Source organism: Paenibacillus sp. OV219, assembly GCF_900110075.1.
Lineage (GTDB): Bacteria > Bacillota > Bacilli > Paenibacillales > Paenibacillaceae > Paenibacillus_Z.
Window position 1 is genome coordinate 105,083 of sequence record NZ_FOCJ01000007.1, and the last position, 26,297, is coordinate 131,379.

The 26,297-nt window shown below is 49.4% G+C and carries 25 protein-coding genes; 20 read left to right on the forward strand and 5 right to left on the reverse strand.

Going from position 1 to position 26,297, the window contains the following annotated elements; translation table 11 throughout:
* Positions 1-19 precede the first annotated feature (19 nt).
* The 3 genes from BMY11_RS18180 (at position 20) to BMY11_RS18190 (ending at position 3,568) form a co-directional block, all read left to right on the forward strand.
* Positions 20-919 (forward strand): ABC transporter permease, encoded by a 900-nt coding sequence (locus BMY11_RS18180; RefSeq protein WP_090579229.1) that lies wholly within the window; start codon positions 20-22, stop codon positions 917-919.
* 19 nt (positions 920-938) lie between these two features.
* The gene (locus tag BMY11_RS18185; protein WP_256217628.1) at positions 939-1,820 is read left to right on the forward strand and encodes a carbohydrate ABC transporter permease; all 882 of its coding nucleotides are present in this window, start codon (positions 939-941) and stop codon (positions 1,818-1,820) included.
* A gap of 137 nt (positions 1,821-1,957) precedes the next feature.
* Positions 1,958-3,568 (forward strand): type 2 periplasmic-binding domain-containing protein, encoded by a 1,611-nt coding sequence (locus BMY11_RS18190; protein WP_143069299.1) that lies wholly within the window; start codon positions 1,958-1,960, stop codon positions 3,566-3,568.
* A 539-nt stretch (positions 3,569-4,107) separates the two neighbouring features.
* On the opposite strand, the gene BMY11_RS18195 is transcribed toward BMY11_RS18190, so the two are convergent.
* Positions 4,108-4,893, reverse strand: coding sequence for a response regulator transcription factor (locus BMY11_RS18195; protein ID WP_090579235.1), 786 nt, complete (start codon positions 4,891-4,893; stop codon positions 4,108-4,110).
* Positions 4,893-6,671 (reverse strand): sensor histidine kinase, encoded by a 1,779-nt coding sequence (locus tag BMY11_RS18200; protein ID WP_090579237.1) that lies wholly within the window; start codon positions 6,669-6,671, stop codon positions 4,893-4,895. The genes BMY11_RS18195 and BMY11_RS18200 overlap by 1 nt, the downstream gene beginning before the upstream one ends.
* A 286-nt stretch (positions 6,672-6,957) precedes the next feature.
* Between BMY11_RS18200 and BMY11_RS18205 the strand changes: the two genes are divergently transcribed.
* The 7 genes from BMY11_RS18205 to BMY11_RS18235 all read left to right on the forward strand — a co-directional run bounded on the left by BMY11_RS18205 (position 6,958) and on the right by BMY11_RS18235 (position 13,836).
* Positions 6,958-7,704: a C40 family peptidase gene (locus BMY11_RS18205; protein ID WP_090579240.1), complete on the forward strand. Its 747-nt coding sequence runs from the start codon at positions 6,958-6,960 to the stop codon at positions 7,702-7,704.
* Between the two features lie 217 nt (positions 7,705-7,921).
* On the forward strand, positions 7,922-9,586 hold the full coding sequence (locus tag BMY11_RS18210; protein WP_090579243.1) for an ABC transporter substrate-binding protein: 1,665 nt from the start codon (positions 7,922-7,924) through the stop codon (positions 9,584-9,586).
* A gap of 71 nt (positions 9,587-9,657) precedes the next feature.
* Positions 9,658-10,608 carry an ABC transporter permease gene (locus BMY11_RS18215; RefSeq protein ID WP_090579246.1) on the forward strand — a complete coding sequence of 317 codons (951 nt, stop codon included), beginning with the start codon at positions 9,658-9,660 and terminating at the stop codon, positions 10,606-10,608.
* 4 nt (positions 10,609-10,612) lie between these two features.
* Entirely contained in the window at positions 10,613-11,458 is an 846-nt protein-coding gene (locus BMY11_RS18220) for an ABC transporter permease (protein ID WP_090579251.1), read from the forward strand.
* Positions 11,459-11,490: 32 nt separating this feature from the next.
* Positions 11,491-12,489 (forward strand): ABC transporter ATP-binding protein, encoded by a 999-nt coding sequence (locus BMY11_RS18225; protein WP_090579254.1) that lies wholly within the window; start codon positions 11,491-11,493, stop codon positions 12,487-12,489.
* Positions 12,476-13,372: an ABC transporter ATP-binding protein gene (locus tag BMY11_RS18230; RefSeq protein WP_090579257.1), complete on the forward strand. Its 897-nt coding sequence runs from the start codon at positions 12,476-12,478 to the stop codon at positions 13,370-13,372. Before BMY11_RS18225 ends, BMY11_RS18230 begins: the two co-directional genes overlap by 14 nt.
* A gap of 14 nt (positions 13,373-13,386) precedes the next feature.
* Positions 13,387-13,836, forward strand: coding sequence for a hypothetical protein (locus BMY11_RS18235; RefSeq protein ID WP_090579260.1), 450 nt, complete (start codon positions 13,387-13,389; stop codon positions 13,834-13,836).
* 178 nt (positions 13,837-14,014) lie between these two features.
* On the opposite strand, the gene BMY11_RS18240 is transcribed toward BMY11_RS18235, so the two are convergent.
* Positions 14,015-14,857: a helix-turn-helix transcriptional regulator gene (locus BMY11_RS18240; RefSeq protein ID WP_177182701.1), complete on the reverse strand. Its 843-nt coding sequence runs from the start codon at positions 14,855-14,857 to the stop codon at positions 14,015-14,017.
* Between the two features lie 157 nt (positions 14,858-15,014).
* Between BMY11_RS18240 and BMY11_RS18245 the strand changes: the two genes are divergently transcribed.
* Both BMY11_RS18245 and BMY11_RS18250 read left to right on the forward strand, forming a co-directional pair.
* Positions 15,015-15,920 (forward strand): aldo/keto reductase, encoded by a 906-nt coding sequence (locus tag BMY11_RS18245; RefSeq protein WP_090579266.1) that lies wholly within the window; start codon positions 15,015-15,017, stop codon positions 15,918-15,920.
* A gap of 37 nt (positions 15,921-15,957) precedes the next feature.
* Entirely contained in the window at positions 15,958-16,644 is a 687-nt protein-coding gene (locus BMY11_RS18250) for a hypothetical protein (RefSeq protein WP_090579269.1), read from the forward strand.
* A 100-nt stretch (positions 16,645-16,744) separates the two neighbouring features.
* Here the strand turns inward: BMY11_RS18250 and BMY11_RS18255 are convergent, their stop codons facing one another.
* The gene (locus tag BMY11_RS18255) at positions 16,745-16,942 is read right to left on the reverse strand and encodes a helix-turn-helix domain-containing protein (protein ID WP_090579271.1); all 198 of its coding nucleotides are present in this window, start codon (positions 16,940-16,942) and stop codon (positions 16,745-16,747) included.
* A 352-nt stretch (positions 16,943-17,294) separates the two neighbouring features.
* Here BMY11_RS18255 and BMY11_RS29725 point away from each other — a divergent pair, with 352 nt between their 5' ends.
* Positions 17,295-17,570 carry a beta-xylosidase family glycoside hydrolase gene (locus BMY11_RS29725; RefSeq protein WP_090579275.1) on the forward strand — a complete coding sequence of 92 codons (276 nt, stop codon included), beginning with the start codon at positions 17,295-17,297 and terminating at the stop codon, positions 17,568-17,570.
* A 145-nt stretch (positions 17,571-17,715) separates the two neighbouring features.
* Entirely contained in the window at positions 17,716-18,495 is a 780-nt protein-coding gene (locus BMY11_RS18265; RefSeq protein WP_177182703.1) for a DeoR/GlpR family DNA-binding transcription regulator, read from the forward strand.
* Between the two features lie 91 nt (positions 18,496-18,586).
* Here BMY11_RS18265 and BMY11_RS18270 read toward each other — a convergent pair whose 3' ends face one another.
* Positions 18,587-19,438, reverse strand: a complete 852-nt coding sequence (locus BMY11_RS18270; RefSeq protein ID WP_090579281.1) for a DMT family transporter — start codon at positions 19,436-19,438, stop codon at positions 18,587-18,589.
* Between the two features lie 411 nt (positions 19,439-19,849).
* Here BMY11_RS18270 and BMY11_RS18275 point away from each other — a divergent pair, with 411 nt between their 5' ends.
* From BMY11_RS18275 to BMY11_RS18300, 6 genes are all read left to right on the forward strand, one after another.
* Positions 19,850-20,818 (forward strand): CehA/McbA family metallohydrolase domain-containing protein, encoded by a 969-nt coding sequence (locus BMY11_RS18275; protein ID WP_090579284.1) that lies wholly within the window; start codon positions 19,850-19,852, stop codon positions 20,816-20,818.
* A gap of 18 nt (positions 20,819-20,836) precedes the next feature.
* On the forward strand, positions 20,837-21,793 hold the full coding sequence (locus tag BMY11_RS18280; protein WP_090579287.1) for a CehA/McbA family metallohydrolase domain-containing protein: 957 nt from the start codon (positions 20,837-20,839) through the stop codon (positions 21,791-21,793).
* A 58-nt stretch (positions 21,794-21,851) separates the two neighbouring features.
* The gene (locus BMY11_RS18285) at positions 21,852-23,246 is read left to right on the forward strand and encodes an ABC transporter substrate-binding protein (protein ID WP_090579290.1); all 1,395 of its coding nucleotides are present in this window, start codon (positions 21,852-21,854) and stop codon (positions 23,244-23,246) included.
* Between the two features lie 300 nt (positions 23,247-23,546).
* The gene (locus tag BMY11_RS18290) at positions 23,547-24,257 is read left to right on the forward strand and encodes a carbohydrate ABC transporter permease (RefSeq protein WP_256217652.1); all 711 of its coding nucleotides are present in this window, start codon (positions 23,547-23,549) and stop codon (positions 24,255-24,257) included.
* 26 nt (positions 24,258-24,283) lie between these two features.
* On the forward strand, positions 24,284-25,114 hold the full coding sequence (locus BMY11_RS18295; RefSeq protein WP_090579295.1) for a carbohydrate ABC transporter permease: 831 nt from the start codon (positions 24,284-24,286) through the stop codon (positions 25,112-25,114).
* On the forward strand, positions 25,111-26,268 hold the full coding sequence (locus tag BMY11_RS18300; RefSeq protein WP_090579298.1) for an ABC transporter ATP-binding protein: 1,158 nt from the start codon (positions 25,111-25,113) through the stop codon (positions 26,266-26,268). Before BMY11_RS18295 ends, BMY11_RS18300 begins: the two co-directional genes overlap by 4 nt.
* Positions 26,269-26,297: the final 29 nt, after the last annotated feature.

Consider the following 26,297-nt stretch of genomic DNA (forward strand, 5'->3'; position numbering starts at 1 on the left):
AGTAGTAAGGAGCGAGCTTATGAATGCATTTAAAATTCCTAGGAAGCAGCTAGCGCTGTATCTCATGCTGATTCCCCCGGTTGTTGTGTTGTTTATATATGCCTACCTCCCAATGCTCGGGGTTGTCATGGCGTTTCAACGGTACCAACCGACACTCGGCTTCTTTCATTCCGAATGGGTTGGGCTTGATAACTTTAAACGTCTGTATCACATCCCGGATGTGAAGCAAGTTATAGCCAATACGCTCTTCATTGCTACGATGAAAATCATTGTAGAGACGTTAGCTGCGATTACGGTTGCCATTCTGCTGAACGAGATTATGTCTAAAGTATTCAAACGCACTGTACAAACGATTATTTATTTCCCGTACTTCCTATCTTGGGTTATTCTTGGCGGTATTTTCCGCGATATGCTCTCCCGTGAGGGCCTCATTAACACAATGCTTGCCAAGTTCGGCGTTGACCCGATTATTTTCTTATCCAAGGCATCATGGTTCCCTTATATTCTTGTAAGTACTGAGACTTGGCAAATTACCGGCTTCGGTACGATTGTCTTCTTGGCTGCCATCACGACAATCGATCCGACGCTTTACGAGGCCGCTGTTATGGACGGCGCAAGCCGTTGGAAACAAACGCTGCATATTACGCTTCCAGGCATGAAGTCGACAATTGTATTGATGGTTACGCTTAGCCTGGGCTACATTCTTAACGCAGGTTTCGAGCAAGTGCTTATGCTTTATTCTCCGGCAGTGTATAAGTCAGGCGATGTTATCGATACTTGGGTATACCGGATGGGTCTTCAGCAAGCCCAATATTCACTTGGTGCCGCAATTGGCTTGTTCCGTTCGGTGGTCAGCTTAGTCCTGATTACCGTCTCGTACATGATTGCCCGCAAAATATCGGATCATCGCATTTTCTAGAACACAGGAGGGGACGCAAGTGGTAGACCGTTCGTTAGGCAAACGTATATTTACGGGCATTAATAGCCTTATCTTCATCTTATTTTCGCTGAGCTGCATCATTCCGATGGTTCATGTATTGGCGATTTCGCTTAGTAAGAGCACGGCAGTTACAGCCGGGAAGGTTACTTTCTGGCCAGTGGAATTCTCGACGAAGTCGTACGAATATATCCTTAAAAACTCCGAGTTCTGGAATGCGATGGGCATTTCTGTGGAGCGTGTCATTCTCGGTGTCTTGATTAGCATGATTCTGACCATCTTGGCGGCGTACCCGCTGTCCAAGGGTAAGCTTCATTTCAAGCACCAATCGTTCTTCGCTTGGTATCTTGTTGTGACGATGCTCTTCTCGGGCGGCCTTGTGCCTTCCTATATGATTGTTAGGAATACGCACTTGCTTGATACGATCTGGGCGCTTGTTATCCCAAGTGCAATCTCCGTCTTTAACGTGCTTCTCTTGTCGAACTTCTTCCGGAATATTCCGAAGGAAGTTGAAGAGTCAGCGTTCATAGACGGTGCGGGTCATGTCCGTATTCTGATGTCGCTGTACTTGCAGCTGTCGATGCCGATTATCGCGACGCTCGTCGTGTTCGCGGCGGTTTCGCACTGGAACGCATGGTTCGATGGCATTATCTACATGAGCAATCAGAAGAGCTATCCGCTGCAGTCCTACTTGCAAACGATTCTTCTCGATTCCAACTCAAGGGTCATTACGAGAGAGAATGCGGAGCTGATGAGCCGCGTATCCGACCGTACCATTAAAGCATCGCAGGTGTTTATCGCCGCGATTCCGATCTTGTTCGTATATCCGTTCATGCAGAAGTATTTCGTCTCCGGTATGATGATCGGTGCAGTTAAAGAATAGTTCTTCTCGTGCATGAAGCTGACCTCCGTTACAGGGGTCGGCTTTTTTTCTTCTTGTTTGCTGTTTTTATAGCTGATGCTGTCGAACGTGGGCGAAAATGGTTACAATGAGAAGAGTGCTATGGGAGGAGGTGTTTGATGATGATTGCTGGAGCTCTCACGCGAAGCTGGAGGACGCTGCTTGCCATCCTGCTGTGTGCCAGCCTAGTTCAGATCACCGCTTGCAAGCGTGGGGAGGAAGAGCAGCCGCCGAACGTGAATGAACGGCCAGTCAGCGTTCCGCCAACGACCACGAATAATAGTAATCCTACTTCGATTACCAATAATACCCCCATTACGTTGACCGTCTACGTGGATATGCCCTGGTTCTGGGTCGATTCGTTTACTGGGCCGATACCGGAGGAGCTGACGAAGCGGACAGGTGTGAAGCTGAACATCATCCGCAGTATGGATACGAAAGAACTGCCTGCCATGCTGGCTAGGGGCGATCTGCCGGATATCATCTATTCGGATCGGCTCGCAGACCGGCTGGCAACGAAAGAAACAAGCTATGCCTGGGACTTATTAATGAATGCCTATACGCCGAAATTCGTTGTCTCGGACGAAGAGAAGCAGCTGAACGCTTCGTCGGACGGACATTTCTATACGATCCGCAATTTCTACCAGAGGGAAGTCGACATGTTCAATCCGTACGCGGTTGCAGGGCCGGGGACGGCTGCGCTTACTATTCGCGACGACATGATGAAGAAGCTCGGTAACCCGCCGCTCCATACGTTAGCGGATTTGGAGCAAATTCTGATTGGTGTGAAAGCCAAGTATTCGAGTATGATTCCGCTCTTGCTGGATGAAAATTCGCAATGGAGCAAGTATTTCAAAGAGCGGTTCGGCGTGGAAGGCTTATATCAGCATGATGGCAAGGTTCAGAGCCAGCTTAGGAATCCGAAGACGCTGGACTATTATTTGTTTTTGAACCGACTGTACAGGGAAGGGCTTATTAAGCCGGAGAACTTTACGTTCAACCACGAGCAATATATCGAGAAACGGGACTCGGGCGCGGCATTCGCCTTCATTCGCAATGTGTATGATGCGAATGCGGCGAACAGCGCCTATAAGGCGGCGGGTATGGACATCCACGCCAAGCTCGTTACCTCGCCGCTGTCAGACTCCTTCGTACATGTGAGCGATACGATTGGCTGGGCCGGCACGTATGTAACGAAGAAGAGTCGCTACCCAGATGTAGCGATTCGGCTGCTGCAATACTTGCGAAGCGAGGAGGGACAGCGCCTGATGGCTTGGGGCATCGAAGGGGTGCACTGGCATATGTCAGCGGAGGGCTACCCGATCTTTGAGAAGCAGTTTCTGCAGGACAAGTACGCGAGCTATGAACAGTGGGTGCAGAAGTACGGCGTCTCGGTTTGGGCATTCGGCGTACACGGTAATATTGCGAATCAGGCTGCCTATGACCCGGACCAGCCGGAAATGATGGAGGCGCTGCGCGAAGAGAAGGAGCACACTGTCTATGAGCCGCTGCTCGCGCGCGTTAATCCGCCATCCGATACGAAGGAGGCAGGCATCGCAGGAGAAGTGGATGCGCTCATCAGCAGTGAGCAGACAAACGTTATACTGGCGGATACGCAGGAAGCATGCGTGGCGCAGTTTAATTTGATGGTGAGCAAGGCAGAGGGACTAGGCCTCTCGAAGCTCGAGAAGTGGATGAGCAACAAGTATGCGGCGATATTGAAGAAATAGAGGGTGGCGCTGATAATCATGGCCGACCTCTGACTGCCACTAACCGCTGCTGAACGCTGACGGTCTACTGACTGTCGACTGCCGCTCGCCGGCTAACGGTCGTAAACATCTTATAGGTCTGAATATATCGCTCAAAGGCCATTTGCTGAAGTGAGAGTGCTGAATGAACACTCTCAGCAGTGAAATGGCTGATTTTCAAGCACGAGAGATCATATACGATCTCTCAGCTCCAATAGCAGCTCGAATCCGGCCAATTGTTGCTGCGAGAGTGCCAAATTAGCACTCTCAGCAGTGAAATGGCCGATTTTCAAGCACGAGAGATCATATACGATCTCTCAGCTGCAGAAGCAGCTCGCTCAAAAAATAACGGACTCCAGAAGCGCTATTCACCGCTTTTCCAGCCTCAAGAGGCTGGTTTTATCGGAATAACGTCGCTGGAGTCCGTTACATTATTTAGAAGCGCTATTTTGGAGCCAATAAGGTCATCTGGATCCGTTAGCCGCGATTAGCCGTGTCCACATTGGACTGGCGTATAACAATCAAGAAGGATTTGATTGGCTATACTCCCCGAACTGGCGCGGGGTCATGCCGGTATGCTTCTTGAACACCTTATAGAAGTGCCGCGGATTCTCGAAGCCGGTCAGAACCGCTACCTCGCTCAGCGGCAAATTCGGACGTTTCACGATGAGCTCCTTCGCTTTCACAACCCGCAGCTGATGGATATACGCGAGAACGTTCATGCCGGTCTCTTTCTTGAAGAGGTAGCTGACATAGTTCGGATGGAGGCCGACCTGCTCTGCTACGGAGCCAAGCGATAGATCGGTCTGATAATTCGCCTCTATATACTCGAGCATTTGCTTGCCGGCATCCGGCTTATCCATTTCGGCAGGGAAGCTGTCTTCGTTCAGCTCTACTTCCGCTTCATCCTCATGGTCGCTTTGCAGATCAAGCTCTGCTTGAATTTGCTCGCCAATCTTCGTGAGCAGCTCGCCGAGCTGTTCATCGTTAATCGGCTTCAATAAATAATCGATGACCTTCAAGCGCAGCGCGCTTCGGGCATAAGAGAAATCATCATAGCCAGTCAGAATGATGAATCTGCCGCATAGATCTTCGTTCTGGGCGGCTTGAATGAACTCCAGTCCGTTCATCTGCGGCATATTAATGTCCGTCATGACGAGGTCCGCCGGATGCTGGCGCAAATCCTCTAGCGCTTCCTCTGCGCTTGAGACTCCTGCAATTTCATGAAACGGCAGGTCAAGCGCCTTCACTTTACGCAGCAACCCCCTCAGAATCGGCGCTTCATCTTCTACAATTAACAGCCTCATTATGATTCCCCCTTTCTCGGGATGTACAAGGCAACGGTCGTCCCTTCCCCGAGCTCACTTGTAATCCTTAGCCCGTAGGCTTGCCCGAATTTGCTGATCATGCGTTCATGCACGTTCATGACCCCGATGCCGCCGGACTTCTCGGATTCTTGCGGCCTAATCTCGCCATCTAGCGTGCGCCTCAGCATCTCTAGCTGCTCCGGTGTCATGCCGACGCCATTGTCACGAATTTCGACGATGGCAAGCTCGCCTTCGAGCCATGCTTCAATCTGCAGCACCCCGGTTTTGCTGCGCTTCGAAATGCCATGAATGACTGCATTTTCGACGAGCGGCTGAATAATAAATCGTGGGCACTCCCGCAGGAGCAGCGCTTGATCCCGAACGATGATATCGTACTGCAGTCGCTCCTCCATACGCACCTTGTAGATTTCCAAATAACTGCGAATATGCGATAGCTCGTCCTTCAATGTTGCATGACTGCTTCGCGATAAGCTGTAACGGATCGACTGTCCGAGCGCGTAGAGCATCTTCGCCACGTCAGGGTCCTCGTTTTCCTCGGCAGCCATCCGGATCGCTTCAAGCCCGTTATAGATAAAATGTGGATTGATCTGCGCTTGAAGAGCCAAGTATGCCGCTTCCTTCTGTCTTAGCTGAGAGATGTCGATCTTGCTCATCAGCTCGTCATTGCGCGTAATCATCGTGTTATACGACGAGACGAGGAAGGCGATCTCATCGCTGCCGCGGTCTTCATCGTAGCGTGCGAGCAAGTTCGTGCGCATGTGTCGTCCAAGCTTCAGAATACGCTGAACGACCGTAGAGAAGGTGACGAAGTAAGCGCCGGATAGAATGACGAGCAGTGCTGCAATGACAAGCACATACCACCTCACGAGACTATTCGTACGTTGGAAGAGCTCGTCCGTTGGCGTAAGCGCCATAATAGTCGCCGACATCTTCGGCACCTGGAATTTGTTCATCAGCAGCTCACCGCCAGATGCTTCGAAGTACTGATAAGGCCTCGGCATCTTAATCGAGGAGAAGATTTGCTCCTGATCGCCTGCGGTGAGCGGCATGTCAGGCTTGGAGACCGTGAAAAGATTGGTGCCGAGCACGTTGCTCTTGTCAGTGACATAGAAATAATGCGCATTCGCGCCGCTCGGATCGTTCGAATGGAGCAGGCTACTGACGAAATTACGCTTGAGGCGAATCTCCAGAATGCCGATCTCTTGCGTGAAATCCTCATTATACAGCTTCTTATAATACGTTAGCTGCAGCGCATCCGAGCTCTTATCGACGATCTGTTGCAACCAATAGCCTTCGCCAAGCTTCAGCTTGTCCACTTCGGGAGCAATGGTGCTGGCGCTGTCAACGATGCTGGCTCCGAGGTCCAGCACCTTCGGGTTCATTTTGTAGACACGGATTCGGTCAATGTACGTCGAGCTATTCTTATAGAAGGAGAACAGCGGCACGAGATCCTTCAAGTAGACGTATACCTGCTCGGACGCCGTTGTATAGTTGCCGGAGAGCAAGCCGCTCAGTGTGCGGTTCGTCTGGAACATGTCGTGAATCATCTCGATCTGGCTTAAGTTCATCAGGAAGGTGGAGCCAACCTGCTGAATGAGATATTCACGGTTCGTGGCGTAATCCTTCACGGCATTATTATGAAGCTGTTTATAATACAACGAGCCAATGAGCAGTGTCGGTAGCAAAATAATGACGACATAGCCGAGAATCATTTTCTGCGCGAGCCCAACTCGGAATTTACGGAACTTGCGGAACATGGTTTCACCTTCTTAGCTGTAAGCGAATCTTTCGTACCTCATTATAAAGTACTTTTCCGTGAATATACAGGTACTGCTTTCGCGTTGGCGTCAATATGCGTTTCATTAATTTTTTCTCATCATTTTCTCAGAAAGGAGCGATAACGGTGAGTGGCCTAAGGACGCGGTGCTCATTGAAAAATAGTGGGAGTTTTCGCTGTGTTATAGTGTTCTAGGCAAGCGAAGACAACAACACGAGCGATTAAATTCCTAACCTACAAATTCAGACATCAGGAGGAACTTACACATGAAAACAACGACTAACAATAAACGTTTCAATGCTAAAATGATCGGTATTACGCTGGGTGTATTCGTAGCGATTGGTGGTAGCATGCTCACAGCACCGGGGACAACGCACGCAGCGACAACCTCCAAGACGACTACAACGACGGCAACAGTCTCTAAAGAAGCTGCGACAGGCACAAGCTTGGTGGATAACATCATTGCGACAGGCGAACAATATCTAGGCGTGCAATATAAATTCGGCGCTAAATCCGGCATTACGAGCGCATTCGATTGCTCGTCGTTCATGCAATATATCTTTAAAGAGAACGGCATCGACCTGCCTCGTTCGTCCAGACAGCAAGCGCTGGTCGGTACGCCAGTGAAGAAAGCGGATCTGCAGCCTGGCGACCTCGTGTTCACGGACACGAACAAAGACGGCAAAATCAATCACGTAAGCCTCTACATCGGCAACGGCAAGCTGCTGCAGACGTATCGTGTCGGCGTCGGCGTGACGATTTCTGATTTTAAAGGAAGCGTGTGGGATCGTACATTCGTTACGGCGCGTCATGTTCTGAGTGGAGACAGCGAGACAGACACAGACAATGGTTCTGATGGGAACGTCGGTGGCGACACAGGTTCAGACACAGACACGGGCACTGATTCGGGTACAGACAATGAAGTGACGAGCACGACTGATCAGGTCAAATCCGGTGCAACGGACAATGATGGATATCACACGGACAAGCCTTATTACCGCAATAACCGGTAATGATTTGTTAATCATATGAACATTTTTATAAAGCGGTCGTATCCCAATGCTTTCAAGGGATGCGACTGCTTTTTTATTTGGGACGATTCGAGTATAATTTAGTAGATAAACTATGAATCTAGTGAAATGTTTCAGTAGGTTATTGTAATTCCGAGTATTCCGATGTATAATTCAAATTAACAAAATAACACGCATCATTTTTGAAGGGGCTGACAGCATGATTAGAAAAAGAAGTTTATCCGTAGTAATTGTTTTAGCCGTATTAACACTCGTAATTAGCGCGTGCGGCGGAAATTCAGCGAACAATAATTCGACTGAGAATTCGAATAAAGGCTCGAATGTAACGAACACTGGAACTGCAAACAACGGTGACGCAGCGACGGACACATCGACTGACGCTTCGCAGCCGAAAGACGGCGGCAACCTAATTATTGCTGTAGCTGCTGACCCTGATGTACTTAACCCAATCTATGCCGGCGACCGCGTTAGCTTGACGATTGACCAAGCGCTTTACGCACCGCTGTTCCAAATCAATAACGGTAAGAAAACATTCTACTTGGCAGACAGCCTGACGCCATCTGCTGATAACCTCACTTACACATTGAAGCTGAAGAGCGGCCTTACTTGGCACGACGGAGAGCCGTTGACTGCTGATGACGTTGTCTTCACATTCGATAAAATTCTCGACAAGAACCAGAACAGCTTCTTCCGCGATTACCTCGTATTCGGAGATAAGCAGGTTCAAGTAACGAAAGTTGACGATCTTACGGTAGAATTCAAGCTACCGCAAGTAAACCCGGCTTTCGAAGCAACACTTGTTCAGCTGACGCCGATTCCGAAGCATATTTTCGAGAAAGAAGCAGATATTCAGAAGAGCACGAAGAACGCGACGCCAGTTGGTTCCGGCCCGTTCAAGTTCAAAGAGTACAAAACAGGCGAGTATGTAACGCTTGAGCGCTTCGATAACTATTTCGAAGGCAAGCCGCACCTTGATTCCATCACGTACCGTGTTGCAAAAGACACGAATGCCGCTAACCTTGCCCTTCAGAACGGCGAGATTAACGTGAAATACCTGGATCCGCAAGACGTTTCGACGATTGAAGGTACTGGCAAGTTCGATATTCTGCCATACGCTGAAGGCCGTCTGTCCTACCTTGCATTCAACGAGAACAGCGACATTGGCGTGCTGAAGAAGAAAGAAGTTCGTCAAGCAATTGGCTATGCTCTGAACCGTGAAGAGGTCATCCAAGCTGCATATGCTTCCGCAGACTATGCAGATCCGGCTCACTCGGTCCTGACACCTGATACACTGTACCACACGAATGATGTACCAACGTTTGATAACGACGTTGCCAAAGCGAAAGAGCTTCTGCAAACGGCTGGCGTTAGCAACCTGAAGCTGCGCTTCATCGTGACGAGCGGCAACAAAGTGCAAGAAGCCATTTCCCTGTACACGCAACAGAAGCTGAAAGAAATCGGCATTGACGTTGAAGTACAAAGCTTGGATTCATCCGCATTCGGCGCGAAAGCTTACGATCCGAAAGCAACTGACTTCGATCTGTTTGTAGGCGGATATATTATGGGCTCTGACCCTGATGCATACAGCGTGCTGTACACAACAAACGGCTCGTACAACTCCTTCCACTACGGAAATGCAGAAGCTGACGGCTTGTGGAAACAAGGCTCGACTGAAGCTGATACAACGAAGCGCGGTGACGTGTACAAGAAGATTCAAGAAATTATCGCAGGTGATGCTGCAATTTACCCAATCGGCTACACGAAGACAATCGTTGCATTCGACAAGCAATTTGGCGGTGTAGACGAAGCGGTTCTGAAGCCAGTCGTAATCTTTGAAGATCCAGCAAAACTGTACTTTAAATAAGAAAAATTTCAAAAAATAAGCTGGGTGACACCAGCTTATTTTTTGCTACACAAAGCAGGGAGACTTCACGAATGAGACAACTCATCGCCAGACGTTTGCTGCAGACGATACCGATGCTGTTTTTCGTATCGATTGTCTGCTTTGCTATGATTAAGATGGCGCCGGGCGATCCGGTGCTTAACTTTGTTACACCGAGCATGCACGCGGACGATATTGAACGCATCCGGCATAACCTAGGGCTTGATCAGCCGGCTTATGTTCAATACTTCCACTGGCTGAAGGAATGCTTGACTGGAAATTTAGGGTATTCCCTCGTCAATCATAAGCCGGTTATGGATCAAATTCTGGAGCGTTTGCCTGCTACCGCGGGCCTTATGGGCACTTCGATTGCCCTTGCTGTAGTGCTTGCGATACCACTCGGGATGCTCGCTGGCGCATATCGGAACCGCTGGGTAGACAAGCTCGTTAATTTACTTGCCTATATCGGAATTTCGGTGCCGCTATTCTGGCTGGGCATTCTGTTTATGTATTTCTTCGCCGTTAAATTCGGCTGGCTGCCAAGTATGGGAATGCACACGATTGGCAAGGATTCGGCGCTTGATGTCATTAAGCACGGCATTCTGCCTTGCTCGGTTCTGGCGATCAGCTTCCTGTCCAGCTATGTGCGTTATATTCGTTCCAGTACGATTGGCCAATTGAAAGAAGATTATGTGCAAATCCAATATGCGTTCGGCTCGAATCAATTTGCGATTCTGTTCCGGCATGTGACGAAGCACGTGCTGCTGCCTGTCATTACGCTTCTTGGGCTCTCGCTCGCTGAGCTTGTCGCCGGTGCGATTGTTACGGAGACCGTATTCACTTGGCCGGGAATTGGCTCACTCACGGTGACCGCTGCGAAGGGGATGGATTATCCGATTATAATGGGCGTTACGCTATTTTCTGCCTTTATGCTCATGATCGGAAATCTGGCTGCCGACCTGCTGTACAGCGTAGCTGATCCAAGAATCAAACAGACGAGGTGACCTCATGAATCGCACCAAATGGAGAAATGTACGAAACGAGCTGTTTTCGAATAAATGGGGTATTGCGGCCGTCATTATTCTTGCTATCTTCGCGGTAGGTGCCGCATTGGCTTTCTTATCTCCGTATGACCCCAATAAATTGAATGTACTTGAGCGTCTGCAGAAGCCCGGTGCAGCACATTGGTTTGGCACTGATGATTATGGTCGTGATTATTTCTCGCGTGCACTCTATGGCGGCCGTGTATCGCTGATGGTCGGAGTAACTTCCATGCTGCTCGCAACAACGATCGGCGTCGTTATTGGCGTTGTCAGCGGCTACTTCGGCGGATGGATAGACAACGTGCTCATGCGGGCAGTCGAAGTGTTCATGTCGATCCCTTCGTTCCTATTGCTGCTCTTGCTCAGCATATTCTTGAAGCCTAGCGTAAGCGGCATCGTTGTCATTATTGCATTATTAATGTGGATGAGCATTGCTCGAATTATTAGAGCAGAGACGATGAGCGTGAAGGAACGGGAGTTTGTGCTCTATGCGAGAGCTTCCGGTCAGAGCTCGCTTGGTATTATCATCAAGCATATTCTGCCGAACCTGATGCCTGTTATCATCGTTGGCTCATCGAATATGGTTGGCTCCGCAATTATGCTGGAATCTTCCCTTAGCTTCCTCGGCTTCGGGGTGCAGCTGCCGAAAGCAACGTGGGGCAGCATGCTGAATAATGCGCAGGGTTTTCTCGGAAACGCGCCTTACTTGGCGGTTTTCCCAGGTTTATTTATATTGTTAACGGTTCTGAGTTTCAACGTGCTCGGTGATATTCTTCGTATCGGCTTCGAGCCGAAGCTGAACCGGCGCTAAGCTAAACGGTGGACATAAAGGAGTGAACACAGATGGCAGAACGGCTCTTGTCCGTCGATAATTTGAAAGTATCGTTCTTTACCCGCGATGGCGAGAATCAAGCGGTTCGCGGCGTAAGTTTTCATATTGATGCAGGCGAGACGGTCGGCATCGTTGGTGAATCCGGCAGCGGCAAAAGCGTCACGGCCAAAGCGCTCATGGCGCTCACACCTCCACCGGGCAAGATGGTCGAGGGTGATATAAAGTTCCGCGGCGAGTCGTTGTCGCGCCTGTCGGAGAAGGATTGGCGCAAGCTGCGCGGCAACCAGATTGCAATGGTGTTTCAGGACCCGATGACGGCGCTGAATCCCGTTCAGAGAATCGGCAATCAGATGGTGGAGGTCATTCGCCGCCACCGTGGTCTTGGGCAATCGGCGGCGCTGCGCGAAGCCATTGAAATGCTGCGTCAAGTTGGCATTCCGGAGCCGGAGCGGCGCGTGAATCAGTATCCGCATGAGTTCAGCGGCGGCATGCGTCAGCGCGTTATGATCGCGATGGCGCTCTCCTGCCAGCCTGAGCTGCTCATTGCGGATGAGCCGACGACTGCACTCGATGTGACGATTCAGGCGCAAATTCTGGATTTGCTGAGGCAGCTCAAGGAGCGCTCGAACACAGCAGTTGCGCTGATCACGCACGATCTTGGCGTTGTGGCGCAGGTGTGCAGCCGCGTCGTCGTTATGTACGGCGGCATGGTGATGGAGGAAGGCACGGTAGAGGACATCTTCTATCGTTCGAAGCATCCGTATACGCAGGGCTTGCTTCGCTCCCTGCCGAAACGGGAGAGCGGCTTCAAGGAAAGGCTCGTGCCAATTGACGGCACGCCTCCGAACTTGCTCGATCCGCCGCCAGGCTGCCCGTTCATGGAGCGCTGCCCGCATGCAATGTCGCAATGCGCGGCGCTGCCGAAGGTGACGGAAGTATCGCCGAGCCACCGATATATGTGCTGGTTAGCAGAAGGTGGAGAGGAGGTGCTTCATAATGAGCGAGCATGAATGGCTGGTTGATGTACGCAATTTGAAGAAGCATTTTACGAAGGGCCGAGATATTTGGGGACGGTCGACGGAGGTGCTGAAAGCCGTTGATGGCGTCAGCTTCCAGATTAAGCGCGGTGAGACGTTCGGTCTCGTCGGTGAATCCGGTAGCGGCAAGTCTACCGTTGGTCGCTGTCTGCTTCGGCTCTATGACTATACATCGGGTGAAGTACACTTTGATGGACATAATCTGTCCTCGCTAGGCGAGCGTGAGCTGAAGCCGTTCCGCAGCCGCATTCAGTCCATCTTCCAAGATCCGTACTCATCGCTCAATCCGGGGATGAATGTGCTTGAGCTCATCGGGGAGCCGATGGATATCCACGGCTTGCAGCGTGGTGAGCAACGCAAGGAGTTCGTCGCGTCACTGTTGGAGCGAGTGGGCTTAAAGCGCGAGCACCTGTACCGCTTCCCGCATGAATTCAGCGGCGGGCAGCGGCAGCGGATCAGCATTGCGCGGGCGTTGTCCGTGCGGCCGGATTTTGTCGTCTGTGATGAGCCGATCTCTGCACTCGACGTATCCGTGCAGGCGCAGGTCATTAACATGCTTGAAGATTTACAGAGCGAATTTGGTCTGACCTACCTGTTCATCGCACATGATCTGTCGATGGTGCGGCATATTTCTGACCGCATCGGCGTTATGTATGGCGGCCGCCTCGTCGAGGTAGCGCCAAGCGATGAGCTGTACGACAATCCGCTTCACCCGTATACGAAGGCGCTGCTATCTTCCATTCCGGTACCCGACCCTCACGTTGTGAGAGAGCGGGTAGAATGGGTCAGAGAAGCTGGCGCGGCGATTCCGGACTTGCGCGAAGTGAGCCCGGGACATTTTGTAGCATTGGATTAGGAGGGACTAGGACGATGACGGAAGTGGAAGAACGAGTGAAGCTCTCCCAGTGGGATGCGCTGTTGATGGAATCTCTACGTGTGCTCGGCTGGTCGGATGACGAGATCATCCAGCGCACGAAGCAAGGTGAGCTGCCGAAGGAAGACACGAGCATGTATCAGTTCAATTACGAGGAGCTAACCGCATTCGCGACGCAAGCTTCGGAGACATTCGAAGCGGCGGTGCGTACAGGATATCAGATCAAGTACAATACGATCCGCGGCATTCGCAGCTGGATTCATATTGCGTACAAGCTGGAGCCGGAGCTCGTGCTCGATGCGGGCAATGAGTCGGTCATTGCGGAGCTGACGCTTTCGCAGAAGGAACGCCTCGCGTCCGTCTTATCGCATGGCTGGGCCATTCAAGGCGAGCATGCAGGCGCGGCTGAGGAAGCTTCGCGGTATGTAATTGTGCCGCAGGGCTAATAGTAGGTGAGATGAAGCGCTCCTTTTGGGGCGCTTTTTGTTTTGCGGTTGGTTATCTGGGCCGCTCATGGACGTCTAACGAAACTCAGAATCGTTATTTGGAAACAATCGGCCGCAGTCGGTCGCGACCATGCACCGCTCCGCCGTAATCGACCGCAGTCGGCCCCGGCTGCTCGCCCTAACCCTCCTTCTTCCGCACCGCTCCCTCACGGAACACCGTCGGCGTCACGCCTTCGGCGATGCGGAATCGCTCGATGAAATAGCTCGGCTGCGAGAAGCCGACCTCGAGCGCGATTTGCTTGACCGGCTTTGCGGTGGCCATCAGCATCTGCTTCGACAGTTCGATTCGCTGATTGTTCAAATAGGTCAGCGGCGGAATGCCCATCTCTTCATGAAAAGTCCGGCTGAAATAAGCCGGGCTTATTTCGCATAGGTCCGCAAGCTTCTGCAACGGTAGTCTACGGGAGCAGTTCATGCGCATATATTCGGCAGCTCGCCGGATGCTGTGCGATAAGCTTCGCTCACCGGAGGTGTTTAGATCGGAGGTGTGGAGCAGCAGCTCCAGCATAAGCTCATACAGCAGAGCGGCTTGCTTCGGGAATTGCCTCGCGTTGTTCAGCCTGGCAGTCGTCCACAGCTCCTGCACGAGCGCCATTACCCGATCATTTTCCCCGTACGAGAATGCCCATACATCACGCAACGCTTTGTCCGCCAGCAGAGGGCTCATGCCTTCGCCAGCGAAATAGATCCACCACACCTCCCATGGATCATCGCCGTTCGTGCCGAAGAACTGCGGATGACCGCCATAGAGAAACCCCATTCCAGGCTTTAGCTGGGCCGTGCCATGCTCGGTCTGGATCCATCCTGTGCCTCTTACAACGAAATGAACATTGTAGAAGCTCGGCTGATAGGTCGTACCGCCCACGGAATGCTCGGGCTCGCCTTGGATATGCCCAATGCCAAGCGGGAAGCCGTGGAAACGATCGAAATCAGGCCTGGCGGTAAAATGCGCATCATACATGGCCATTGTCCCCTTTTCGCAAAATATTGATATCGTTCGCAAAATCGAGGTATCCTCTTCCTTTTATCAATAGTATATATTGAGTTTGTGTACTGGGAAATAACAAAAACGATATATTCGGACTGAACTATCATTATTAGAAAGGGGATGTGCAGCAATGGAATATACGACGTTTGGCAGAACGGGACTTCGCGTATCCAAGCTAGGCCTCGGAGGCGCGCCGATTGGAGGCGATTTCCGGGATATTGATGAGGCGGAAATTGAACGGGTCGTACATGAGTCGCTCGACCTCGGCATTAACTTCATCGACACGGCACCGCTCTACGGACTCGGCAAGTCGGAGGAACGAATCGGCAGGGCACTCACAGGCGGACGCAGGGACAAAGTAGTGCTGGCGACAAAAGCGGTCCGGTACGATTTTGCCTACAATTATGAGAATGTCATCCGTTCGGCCGAAGAGAGTTTGAAGCGGTTACAGACCGATTACGTCGATCTGCTGCAGCTGCATGATGTGGAAAAACAGCCGTATGAGCTCATTATTAATGAGGCGATTCCGGCATTGCTGAAGCTGAAGGAGCAGGGCAAAATCCGCTTCCTCGGCGTCACAACCCGTGATCTGCCTCTACTGAAGCGTTACATGGAAACAGGGGCCTTCGATGCGATACAATTTTATGCCCGCTACATGCTGCTCGATTATTCTGCGGCGAATGAGATCATCCCGCTGGCAAGAGCGAACGATATCGCCATTATTAATGGCAGCGTGCTCGGCATGGGGCTGCTCGCCGAATCTCCGGCCAAGTTTCTCGGTGAAGACATGCGTACCGAAGCGGCGAAACGGATGGAGAAGCTGGCGTTTCTGCGCCGCTCTGAGCCGAAAGGACTCATCGAGCCGGGCATGCGATTCAGCATGCAGAACCCAGACATCCATGTGACGCTGACGGGCACGGCCTCCAGTCGCTCACTGCATGCGAACGCTTCGTATTGCGACGGAGTGGGGCTCGCGCCAGAGGATCACGAGCGGGTGCTGTCACTTTTTGCGGATACTCCGTCCTTATTTGCGTGAGTTTACTCCATTAAGCAAAGGCGGCGTGATAACGACGATGAGGCAAAATATCGAGCGGTTCATGTGGGTGTCAGCGCTGAAGCCAGGCATGGAAGAGGCGTTCGTTCAGGAGTTGAAAGAGCAGCGGGAGCAATTGCAGGTCCGCTTGCACAAGCAAGGCGCACTGGTGTACAGCGTGTTCCGCGAAGGCAGTTATCTGTTTACATACTTAGAGCAAGCAGCGGATGGGCGAGAAAAGCAGATCGGTTGCATTTGGAATGTGGCACTGACCGCGCTGTTGCAGGCTTGGCCTGCCCTTGAAGGTGAGGCGGCGGGAACCTACGAGATGCGCATGAATGATATTTTCCACGACGATTGCCCGATGGACGATGTGCCCTGGAGACGCCCGGGGTATCGTGCGGAGCAGCGAGTCGGCAGCTTGGCGAGATTAAAGCCAGACAAATACAGCAGCTACGTCTTCTTGCACTACCAACTGCAAGAAGAGAAGCCACGGCTTTTTAACAAATATTATACGATTGGCAGCTTCGGGAGGTATATCTTCTCCTATCAAGAGCTGCCATCTCAGGTCGAGCAAGCTCGAATTGGACAACTTTCGACTAAAAATTCACCTTTAAATTGGGGCGAGGTGATGGAGCCACATTTCGAGCCATGGACAGAAAAGCCAGACGCAGAGCGGCTTTGGTGTGTACTGGAGGAGCTTTTTCATTATGAGAATAGCTGGTGACTGAGCGAAAGTTCCGTCGACCCCTCCGCCGCTAACGGATCGTTATGACCTTATTGCCGTGAAGATGGCAGCTGTGAAAATGTAACGGATTCAGGTGAGCTTATTCCCTCCAAATGCGGCAAACCCCGAAGCCGACCTCGAGCGCAATTTGCTTGATTGGCTTCGAGGGTTCAATGCGCTGATTGTTCAAGTAGGTCAGCGGCGGAACGCCCATCACTTCATGAAAAGTCCGGCTAAAGTAAGCTGGGCTTATTTCGCGCTTCTGCAACGGCAGGCTGCGGGCGCAGTTCATGCGCATATATTCAGCGGTGCGCCGGATGGCGTGCGACAGAGCGGCTCATCAATGCACAGCGGACTTGCCTGGCATACAACAGTTAACAAAGGATATAGGCGTAAGGTTCGGCGACCATCATGTGATCCGCGAAAAGTCCGCATCCACCCCGTGCCTCTCATAATGAGATGTATAATAAAAAATTTGGCTGCAACAGCTCCCGCTGCTCGACGAGCCATTCTCGTTTCTTCATTTTTATTGGAAATGTACCCGAGCTCCAGCAAGCCTCGCGCTGTTCAGCCGAGCAGTCATCCACAGCTCCTGCGAGAACGCTATCGCCCGATCATTTTCCCCATAAGAGACCAGTTGCTATCGTTAAATGTTTGTCGTTGTTTTCATAGATACATCATATTTGCAGCCGATTAACTTACACCGAACGGTTTATGGTTTTGAAGTTGTAACGAAGTTGGTGTTTGATCCGAAAAGCAGGGGAGAGGAAGCGGGACTTACGCTTTACAGTGATTCCGATGCCTTCGTGTACTTCGCTATACGCGATGGACTTGGTCAAACGGCACGGTTTCTATGCTTTACCGCGTCGCGAGTCGGTATATATGACAGAGGTGTGTATGGACATGAGGAGGGTTCCGCACTATAGAAACGTTCACGTGCAGCTAAGTGAGTATCAAGAAGTCGGGCAGCTAATGCTCGGCTTCTTTTTCATAATCACTTCTTAACAGAGTTAAACTTTGGTATATTGTTTTTGTGGTAATGTATCCAATAGTAGAAAGGAAGTCACCTCATTGTCTCTAGTTGGAGAAGAACGCAAACAACGCATCCTTGAATTGCTAGAGGAGTACGGCAAAGTCATATCGGTCGACTTGGCCAACATGCTTAACGTGTCCAAGGAGTCGATACGTCGCTATCTGGATGATCTGGAGCAGGAGGGATTGCTGCGCAAAGTGTATGGCGGTGCCATTAAGAATTATGACCGGGAAGAACAACCACATATAACCCGATTGGAACTGCACAAGGAAGAAAAGAACCGCATAGGGCAAATTGCAGCGGGACTTGTGAAAGACGGAGAAGTATTGTTTCTGGATGAGGGAACAACGCCTATGGCCATCATTCCCCATTTGACCAAAAGCGGTCTAACCATTATTACGAATTCGTGGCTGGTTGTATCCCTGTTGATGGAGCGCGCCATCAACGATCTCTATGATGGTCGCATCTTATGGTTGGGCGGGGAAATCAATGCGAAGCATGCGCGCTCAACAGGACCCGTAGCAGAAGAGCAATTAGACCATTACTATGTCGATAAAGCGTTTATTTCTGTTGATGGGATAGATGCTGAGGCTGGTTTAACCTGCCTGGATGATGGAAAGGCGGCGATTTCGCGAAAAGCAATCGCACATGCAACAGAGACTATTATTTTGACCGATCATTCCAAGCTTGGAAAACGCTATATGCATCGCATCCAATGGAGTCCTGCATTTTGCATTGTTTGCGATCAACCGCTTCCCAAAGAGTGGAAGCCGAGGCTTGCTGAGGAGAAGCTTAAATGGCTGACCACTAACGAGTAATTGATAAAGTCACACAAATAAAAAGATCGCCTCAGCTACCTGTTTGGACAGGCAGCTTGGCGATCTTTTTCATGTCTATCGGATATTGGCTTCAACCTAAGATGGCAATGAGCAAAATAGCCGATGCGATCGTAATCGAAGCAACAATGCGTTTCGTTCCTTGATTCTCACGTAATACGACGACGCCAAGAAATGTCGCAAATACAGTGCCGATTTCGCGTATGGGTGAAATATGCGCCATAGGTGCAACGTTTAAAGCATACAAAAACAACAAATAAGAACCAGGGGACAAGATTGCACCAAGCGTAATGATTTTCCCATTTCGTACCACTTCCTGTTTCAACTGCTTTGTTCGCAGAACATGTGGGGTTAATGCCAGCAGGCAGCCCAAATTGCCGACGCTAAGCAGTTCCATAGGTGATATGTAGTCCAATATAAGTTTATCGATAAAAACGTAAGCAGTCGTACAAAGTCCAACGCCGAACGCAAGCAATAATGGTTTGCGAGAATCTGACAATAGTCGGTTTTTAAACGACCATCCGCTTAATAGTACAAAACTCACAATCATGCTGCCGAGACCAAGCCAGCCCCATCCAGACAATGACTCCCCTAAAAAAGCAATGCCGATCAACGGAACGAGCAATGTCGCAGTTCCTCTCATCAACGGGTACAACTGGGACAAGTCTCCTACTTGGTAGGCCAACGACAACAATTTACCGTACACGCCTTGAATAATCATAGATAACAATATCAATCCATAAGCCAACAATGGCAATGGCGTGACCCAAAGACGATGAACAAGTAATGGGACGAGAATAAGTTCGCTTGGAACGAGAATCGCCCATAAGAAGGCAGCCTTGTCTAAACTTCTTTTTGTGAATAAATTCCACACTGCATGTGCGAAACCTGAACATAATACAAGACTAATGGCTATCCAGATCACAATAGTATTTTCACCTCCTTTAATAGATCTCCTACTGACAACTAAAATCACATTTTTACAGAATCAAGCTCTAAACCATTAATTTATTGTATTTCTATGATTCATTCTTGTTAATCGCCATTTACTTTCGTACATTTATTGATCAGAACGATAGTGTCTCTCGTTATCTCGTTCATTGCGGAAGATAAATAAATAATTCGTAAATAGTATATTCCAAACGTATTGTGGTTTCAACTGTTTTATTGTGCTTTGTGTTGTTATTATCTAATTTCATTCTGTAAAATGCGCGATATTTTTGGATTCTTGTGGTTTTATTTGAATTTGGTTTAAAATAGATGTTGAAAACGCTTAACAAATGATGTAACTTATGGATAACCACTTAAAACAACACAAAGTCAATGGGGAGATGTCATGAAGGATATCATATTGTTAAATCGAGAAAAACCAATGTACAAAGGCAATCTCCACCTGCACACGACTTGGTCGGACGGTCGATTACCTGCAGACGAGGTCGTCAACGTCTTTAAGGCGAAGGGTTATCACTTTATTTCCCTCAGTGATCATGATGTTTACACGCGTACGACTGAATTTGATACGACCGATTTCATTACCCTCCCAGGCACCGAGCGGGGAGAGCTGAACCAAGTACCAGATAAGAATCCAGGCTATCACTTCGGCGTGCTGGACGATCCTACCGTCGAGCCGCGAGAAGAGCGATATCCCCATCTGCATGCATTCCCTGTACCAGTGCCATGGATCGGAGATCATTCCCCGCAGCTATTGATCGATGAGCTGCGAGACCGCGGCAATCTCGTCGTCTTTAACCATCCAGAATGGCATCTGACACGATTCGAGGACATGGTGAAGTACGACGGCTTTTTTGCAGTCGAAATTTACAATCACTCTACCGAATGGTCGACCGCAAGCTCCTACGGCACAGCTTATTGGGATCACGCTTTGCAAAATGGCAAGCGCGTCTTCGGCATCGCCGCCGACGACTCACATACTCACCAGCCGGATTGGGCCATCCCGGAGTATGGCGGAGGTTGGATTCAAGTACAGGCGGATGCGCTCGCTCAGACGGAGGTAATCCGCAGCCTGAAGCAAGGACAGTTCTACTCCAGCTCAGGGCCTGAGGTGTTCGATCTGCGCGTCGAGAACGGAGAATTGCGAATTGAATGTTCTCCTTGCAAATTCATCATGTTCAAGGCATTCCCGCAGCGCGGCCCGTTCTACGGCAACTTTGCTACAGGTAAACCGCTCACGAGTGCAACTGCTACCATTGAAGAGGATATGATCTATATCCGTGTGGAATGTGTCGATTTCGAAGGAAACGTTGCATGGACGAACCCTGTGTTCGTCGAAGACTTGCTGAAATAGAAGGAGCGATAACACAACGTGCAATCCGTAATCTATTTGAATGGCGGTAAAAAGAAGTACAAAGGAAATCTTCACACCCACTCAACCAGAAGCGACGGTCAATACGAGACCGAGACAGTAGTAAGCGCATACAAAAACAAAGGCTATCATTTCATGTGCTTGAGCGATCACGAAATCTACTGGAAATCGGCAGCGTATGATGAGGAGAACTTCATCATGCTTAGCGGTTACGAAATGGCATGCGAGATGAGCTGGAAAGAGACGGGGCAGCAGTACCACATTCATGGCTTGCTGGATCGGACACTAGGCTCGGATCATGAATTCGCCCATGACGAAGAGCATGCCAAACCGGATTACGCCGGGCTTCACACGATTCAAGAATTAATCGATGAAATGATTGACAGAGGCAATCTCGTCATCCTCAATCACCCCACATGGTCGCGCAACAAGCCTGAGGATCTGCTCCAGCTGCACCGCTATTTTGCCATCGAAATCTATAATCATCAGTCCGAGATGGACGAAGCTGTCGGCTACGGCTTGCGGCACTGGGATTACTTGCTCAGCAATGGGCGCAAAGTATTCGGGATCGCAGCGGACGATGCACACCGTGGCTCCTTTGATAGTGCAATCTCGGAATTTTTCGGCGGATGGATCTCGGTAGAGGCGAATCGCCTGAACCAGGAGGACATCATTGATGCTTTGAAAGCCGGACGATACTACTCCTCAAGCGGGCCCGAGATTCAGGATTTGCGAGTTGAGAACGGCTATCTCAAAGTTGAATGCTCGCCCGTCAAATTCATTAAATTCATTACCGAGCCATTCAACGGGCGTACGCTGTACAACGAGGACGCTGCTCCAATTACCAGCGGATCGTTCCTTCTCGACTCCGGCATGAAGTTTGTTCGTGTGGAATGCGTGGACTTCGAAGGAAACACGGCCTGGTCCAACCCAGTATTTATAGACGAGCTTCTGTAAGCATCGAATGACTTCAATGATTTGAATACATTTCAAAGATATATTGGGAGGAATAACGATGAAAAAGTTTGCTGGCATTGCAATGGCAATGGTATTAGGTACTGGAATTATTGCGGGTTGTGGTGACTCATCCTCGAATAACGCGGAAACTGCGAGTAGCTCCAACAACGCGAATAACGCGAAAGCTACGAACAGCGCTGAGAAAAAGGTAATTACGATCTCGGTGCGGGAGAACACGTGGGGAGCACGCAAAGATAACTTTATTGAAGCCGAAAAGCGCTTAAACAAAGAACTCGAGTCTGAGAATGCAGCAATTAAAATTGATTGGTGGCCAGGCATCGACGACGAAGAGCTGGTGCTGCAAGCTCAAGCAGGCAAAACAGCGGACATCTTTATTAACTCCAGCGTAGACATTGGTTGGGAACGCGATGCAGGAATCATACGTGATATCGATTGGGTTGGCGATTCCGAGGTTTTCAAAAGTGTGCCTGAATCTTACGTAGACATTATGAAATACGACGGACATTATTACGGCGCAATTCAAGATATGGATGCTTCTCCCGTGTTTATAAGCCGCAAGGCACTACAAGGTTTGGGCTGGTCGCCAGAGCAAATCGACGGTTTGAAGGCGAACGTAGATAAAGGTGATTTCACGTTTGAGGACTTGGTTGGCCTAGCGGAACAAGCAAAAAGCAAAAAGCTTGTAAAAATGGGCTTCGCGGTAGAAGATAAGCGATTCGAAGGCTTCAACTATGCATTTGGCTTCAATAACTATGATGCGAGCAACAATATGCTTGAGCTGACACCAGACGCAAAGAACGTATACTCCTTCTGGGCGGATGCCAAGGATCGCGGCGTTATTGCAGAGAATATCGGTGATCTGGATACAGAAAAAACGGCTCCTATGTTCGTAAAAGGCGAAGTTTTCGCTCAATTTGCCCGTACAGAGTTCTACGGGATGATGCGTGAAGCAAACGGCATGCAAAATGATGTTCAAGGCTATAACCAATGGTTTAGTGAAAACGTCGTTTGGATTCCGGTTCCATCTGCAGAGAAAGGCGGTAGTCCTGTTTCGTACAGTAACCCTGCCATGATTTTCGTGGGCTCAAAGGTTGAGGACGATAAAATGCCTTATGTACAGCGTCTAATCGAGCATGTGCTGGATCCGGATCTTCAAGTTAACCACACACTTAAGAGCGGCAAGCTGCCGGTTACGCCTGAAGCTCAAGAAGACCCGCGTTTCAAAGAAATGCCCTTCTATAAAGATCATGCGTATATGGTTGAATTCACAAAAACACGCCCAGCGCTCCCTGATTATGCGACTTTTATTAAAGCCTATACGTTAGGCGTTGACTCGATTCTGACCAAAGGTAAGGATGCTGCTCAAGCGCTCGACATCTTTACAAAGGATGTAAAACAAAACGTACCTAGTGATCGTGTGAAGATTGAGTAGTCATTTTAATCAGAGAGAGGCGCTCTAACCCTAATTAGAACGCTTTTCTCAATTACGAAATTCGTATACGGTCGGAGGTTTGCCTAGCTCATGGTTGCAACTACCTACAAGAAACCTTTCAGAAAAGTCATCTATCCCTATTTATTTATTTTGCCCTTTTCCTTACTGGTGTTCGTGTTTTTTATTGTACCTGCTATCATTACGATTGGGATGGCCTTCACGGATTTAAACGCTTCAATGAAGCCGCATTTCGTGGGGATAACGAATTTTCGCAGAATTTTTACGGATTACAATCTTCCTATGGTTTTGGGCAATACGGCCGTTTTTGCAGTACTGTCTTTATCGATTTCGTTGGTCTTTGCTCTGATTATCGCAGTTGCAACTCAATATTTTCTTAAAGGCAAAATATCAGCGGTCGTATACAGGGTGCTGTGGCTTATTCCCAGTATTATGCCCTCAGTCGTGTATGTTACCTTTTGGAAGTATTTGTTCGATCCTACAGAAGATGGACTGATCAACCGATTTCTCCATAGTATGGGGATGATTTCGGAACCGGTGTCGTTTTTTACGAAAGGTGCTATGGCAATTGTCATATTGGCGACGATCGTTTCATCGGTTTCGGGTGGCATGATTCTGTTGTCCGCGGCCATTAATTCGATTCCCGAGGACTTATACAAGGCGGCGCGCGTCGATGGTGCAAGTGAAAAGTCAGTCATTACTAAGATCATTTTGCCGACACTTAAATGGCCGCTGATGTATATTACGATTTCGGATCTGATCGGCTTCGTTTCTTCGTATTTCTTCATTTTGCTGCTTACGGATGGAGGGCCGATGAGAGATACGACGACATTATCGTTATATGCCTTCCAACAAGCGTTCCAACTGAAGTATTACGGTTACGGCGCAGCAGTGTCACTGATTGTAGTGTTCATTTCCTTTGTACTGACGATGGCCCTGATTCGTCTGTTCGACTTCGATCAGATGATCAAGCCTTCTCGCATTGAAGACTAAATTCAGCAGACTAAAGGTGATTACTTATGTCCACCAGCTCACTTAAGAAAATGCTCGTGCATACCTATATGACGCTCTTTACAATTCCAATTGTCACCATGATTGTATGGTACTTTCTCGCGGCGACAATGAACTTCACAACAGGGGAGTTCTCCCTGGCTAATTTTTCCTTTGTTATGAAGCCGGTTGAATATGCAGGTGTAAAGCTGCCGGTCATTTGGCCGATCATCCGGAATACGATCGTTTATTCCTTGTTAATTGTCGTCATCGAAACAGGGATTGCAGTGCCGACGGCATATGCGTTCTCAAGGCTCGACTTTAAAGGCAAACGCGCATCTTTGAAATTCCTGTTTCTAATGCGTTCATTTCCTGGAATCACGCTGATTATTGCTACATTCTTTATCCTTGTGAAATTGGGGCTTGTCAACACATACCTTGGCGTTATGTTGGTGGCGACGACGGGCTCGCTTCCGGGTTTGATTTATATTATGAAAGGATTTTTTGATGACGTGCCATGGGATATTGAATGGGCGGCAATGGTAGACGGATCTACTCGGTTCGGTGCGTTCCGCAAAGTACTCGTTCCTTACGTATCTTCCGGAATTGGGGCCATATCGGTGTTTGCCTTCCTTGGCGCATATGGGGAGTGGTTCCTGTTCAAGCTCCTTATTTTTAATGATGATATGCTAACGCTAGCCGGGTATCTAGCTAAACTCGTCTTGAAAGAACAGCAAATCGTTAACTACGGCTTAATTACTGCAATCGGCTTGTTCTACACGCTGCCAATTATTCTGTTCTATATATTTACCCAGAAAGTTTTCATGAAGGTTAACTTAGGAGGAGCAAAGCAGTCATGATTACTCTGAAAAATATCGTCAAATCCTACGATAACAAAAAAGAAAGCGGACGAGCCGTAGACGGTCTTGATTTGGAAATCCGCAAAGGTGAATTTGTCGCGCTGTTAGGTCCTTCCGGCTGCGGTAAGACGACGACGCTCATGATGCTCGCAGGACTTCTGAAGCCGACCTCCGGCGAAATTTATTTCGGCGACCGGCTCGTCAATCATGTTGAGCCGAAGGACAGAAACATCGGGATGGTCTTTCAATCCTATGCGCTATATCCGCATATGACCGTTCGCGACAATGTTGCCTTCCCGCTGCGGGAGCGAAAAATGCCGAAAGCGAAAGCGTACGAGCGTGCAAATGAAATCAGCCGTATTGTGCAGATCGATCATCTCCTTGATCGTAAGCCGTCGCAGTTGTCCGGAGGTCAGCAGCAACGGGTCGCCATGGCGCGTGCCTTGGCTAAAGGTCCCGAGATTCTGCTCCTTGACGAGCCGATGTCTAATTTGGACGCACGTCTGAAGCTGGATGTGCGCGATGAAATCCGTAAGCTGCAGCGTGAACTCGGGGTCACTACGATTATCGTGACGCATGACCAAGAGGAGGCACTCGCGATTTCCGATCGCGTCGCTATTCTGAATGACGGCAAGATCCAGCAGTACGCTCCGCCTGACGAGCTATTTAATCATCCCGTTAATCTATTTGTAGCCAGCTTTCTAGGAAACCCTCCAATGAATCTAATTGAGGGGAAAATCGAGGAGCAGGGTGGAAGGCAAATGATCACGACAAAGGGTTTCAGCTACCGTATTCCTGAAGTGTACCGTCTGGAGGCCAAACACCTCGGTAAGAATGTGATGCTGGGTATCAGACCTCACGATATCTTATTGACGGATTCGACGGATGAAGAAGCCATTCCTTTGAAAGTTGACTTCGTTGAGAATCTTGGCAGCGTCAAGTTGGTGAAAGCGATCGATCCTCAGCAGAAACTTGATAAAATGCTGCGTTTTCTAACCGGGAACGAATCGAAAATAGCTTCAGGTGATCATGTTTATGTAAAAATATCGAACAACAATTTCCATATTTTCGATACGACGGACAATGGACATAATTTAATGTTCCATAGAAATGAGAACAAGCTCGAAAGACAGTTGGTTAGTCCTAGTGTATAACTAAACTTATGGAGTCGTTACCTTTGGCT

Coding starts and splice junctions, on each gene's coding strand:
- BMY11_RS18180 (WP_090579229.1), top strand. CDS start 20: ATGAATGCATTTAAAATTCCTAGGAAGCAGCTAGCGCTGTATCTCATG.
- BMY11_RS18190 (WP_143069299.1), top strand. CDS start 1,958: ATGATGATTGCTGGAGCTCTCACGCGAAGCTGGAGGACGCTGCTTGCC.
- BMY11_RS18195 (WP_090579235.1), bottom strand. CDS start 4,893: ATGAGGCTGTTAATTGTAGAAGATGAAGCGCCGATTCTGAGGGGGTTG.
- BMY11_RS18200 (WP_090579237.1), bottom strand. CDS start 6,671: ATGTTCCGCAAGTTCCGTAAATTCCGAGTTGGGCTCGCGCAGAAAATG.
- BMY11_RS18205 (WP_090579240.1), top strand. CDS start 6,958: ATGAAAACAACGACTAACAATAAACGTTTCAATGCTAAAATGATCGGT.
- BMY11_RS18210 (WP_090579243.1), top strand. CDS start 7,922: ATGATTAGAAAAAGAAGTTTATCCGTAGTAATTGTTTTAGCCGTATTA.
- BMY11_RS18215 (WP_090579246.1), top strand. CDS start 9,658: ATGAGACAACTCATCGCCAGACGTTTGCTGCAGACGATACCGATGCTG.
- BMY11_RS18220 (WP_090579251.1), top strand. CDS start 10,613: ATGAATCGCACCAAATGGAGAAATGTACGAAACGAGCTGTTTTCGAAT.
- BMY11_RS18225 (WP_090579254.1), top strand. CDS start 11,491: ATGGCAGAACGGCTCTTGTCCGTCGATAATTTGAAAGTATCGTTCTTT.
- BMY11_RS18230 (WP_090579257.1), top strand. CDS start 12,476: ATGAGCGAGCATGAATGGCTGGTTGATGTACGCAATTTGAAGAAGCAT.
- BMY11_RS18235 (WP_090579260.1), top strand. CDS start 13,387: ATGACGGAAGTGGAAGAACGAGTGAAGCTCTCCCAGTGGGATGCGCTG.
- BMY11_RS18240 (WP_177182701.1), bottom strand. CDS start 14,857: ATGTATGATGCGCATTTTACCGCCAGGCCTGATTTCGATCGTTTCCAC.
- BMY11_RS18245 (WP_090579266.1), top strand. CDS start 15,015: ATGGAATATACGACGTTTGGCAGAACGGGACTTCGCGTATCCAAGCTA.
- BMY11_RS18250 (WP_090579269.1), top strand. CDS start 15,958: ATGAGGCAAAATATCGAGCGGTTCATGTGGGTGTCAGCGCTGAAGCCA.
- BMY11_RS18255 (WP_090579271.1), bottom strand. CDS start 16,942: ATGCGCATGAACTGCGCCCGCAGCCTGCCGTTGCAGAAGCGCGAAATA.
- BMY11_RS29725 (WP_090579275.1), top strand. CDS start 17,295: ATGTTTGTCGTTGTTTTCATAGATACATCATATTTGCAGCCGATTAAC.
- BMY11_RS18275 (WP_090579284.1), top strand. CDS start 19,850: ATGAAGGATATCATATTGTTAAATCGAGAAAAACCAATGTACAAAGGC.
- BMY11_RS18285 (WP_090579290.1), top strand. CDS start 21,852: ATGAAAAAGTTTGCTGGCATTGCAATGGCAATGGTATTAGGTACTGGA.
- BMY11_RS18290 (WP_256217652.1), top strand. CDS start 23,547: ATGGTTTTGGGCAATACGGCCGTTTTTGCAGTACTGTCTTTATCGATT.
- BMY11_RS18295 (WP_090579295.1), top strand. CDS start 24,284: ATGTCCACCAGCTCACTTAAGAAAATGCTCGTGCATACCTATATGACG.
- BMY11_RS18300 (WP_090579298.1), top strand. CDS start 25,111: ATGATTACTCTGAAAAATATCGTCAAATCCTACGATAACAAAAAAGAA.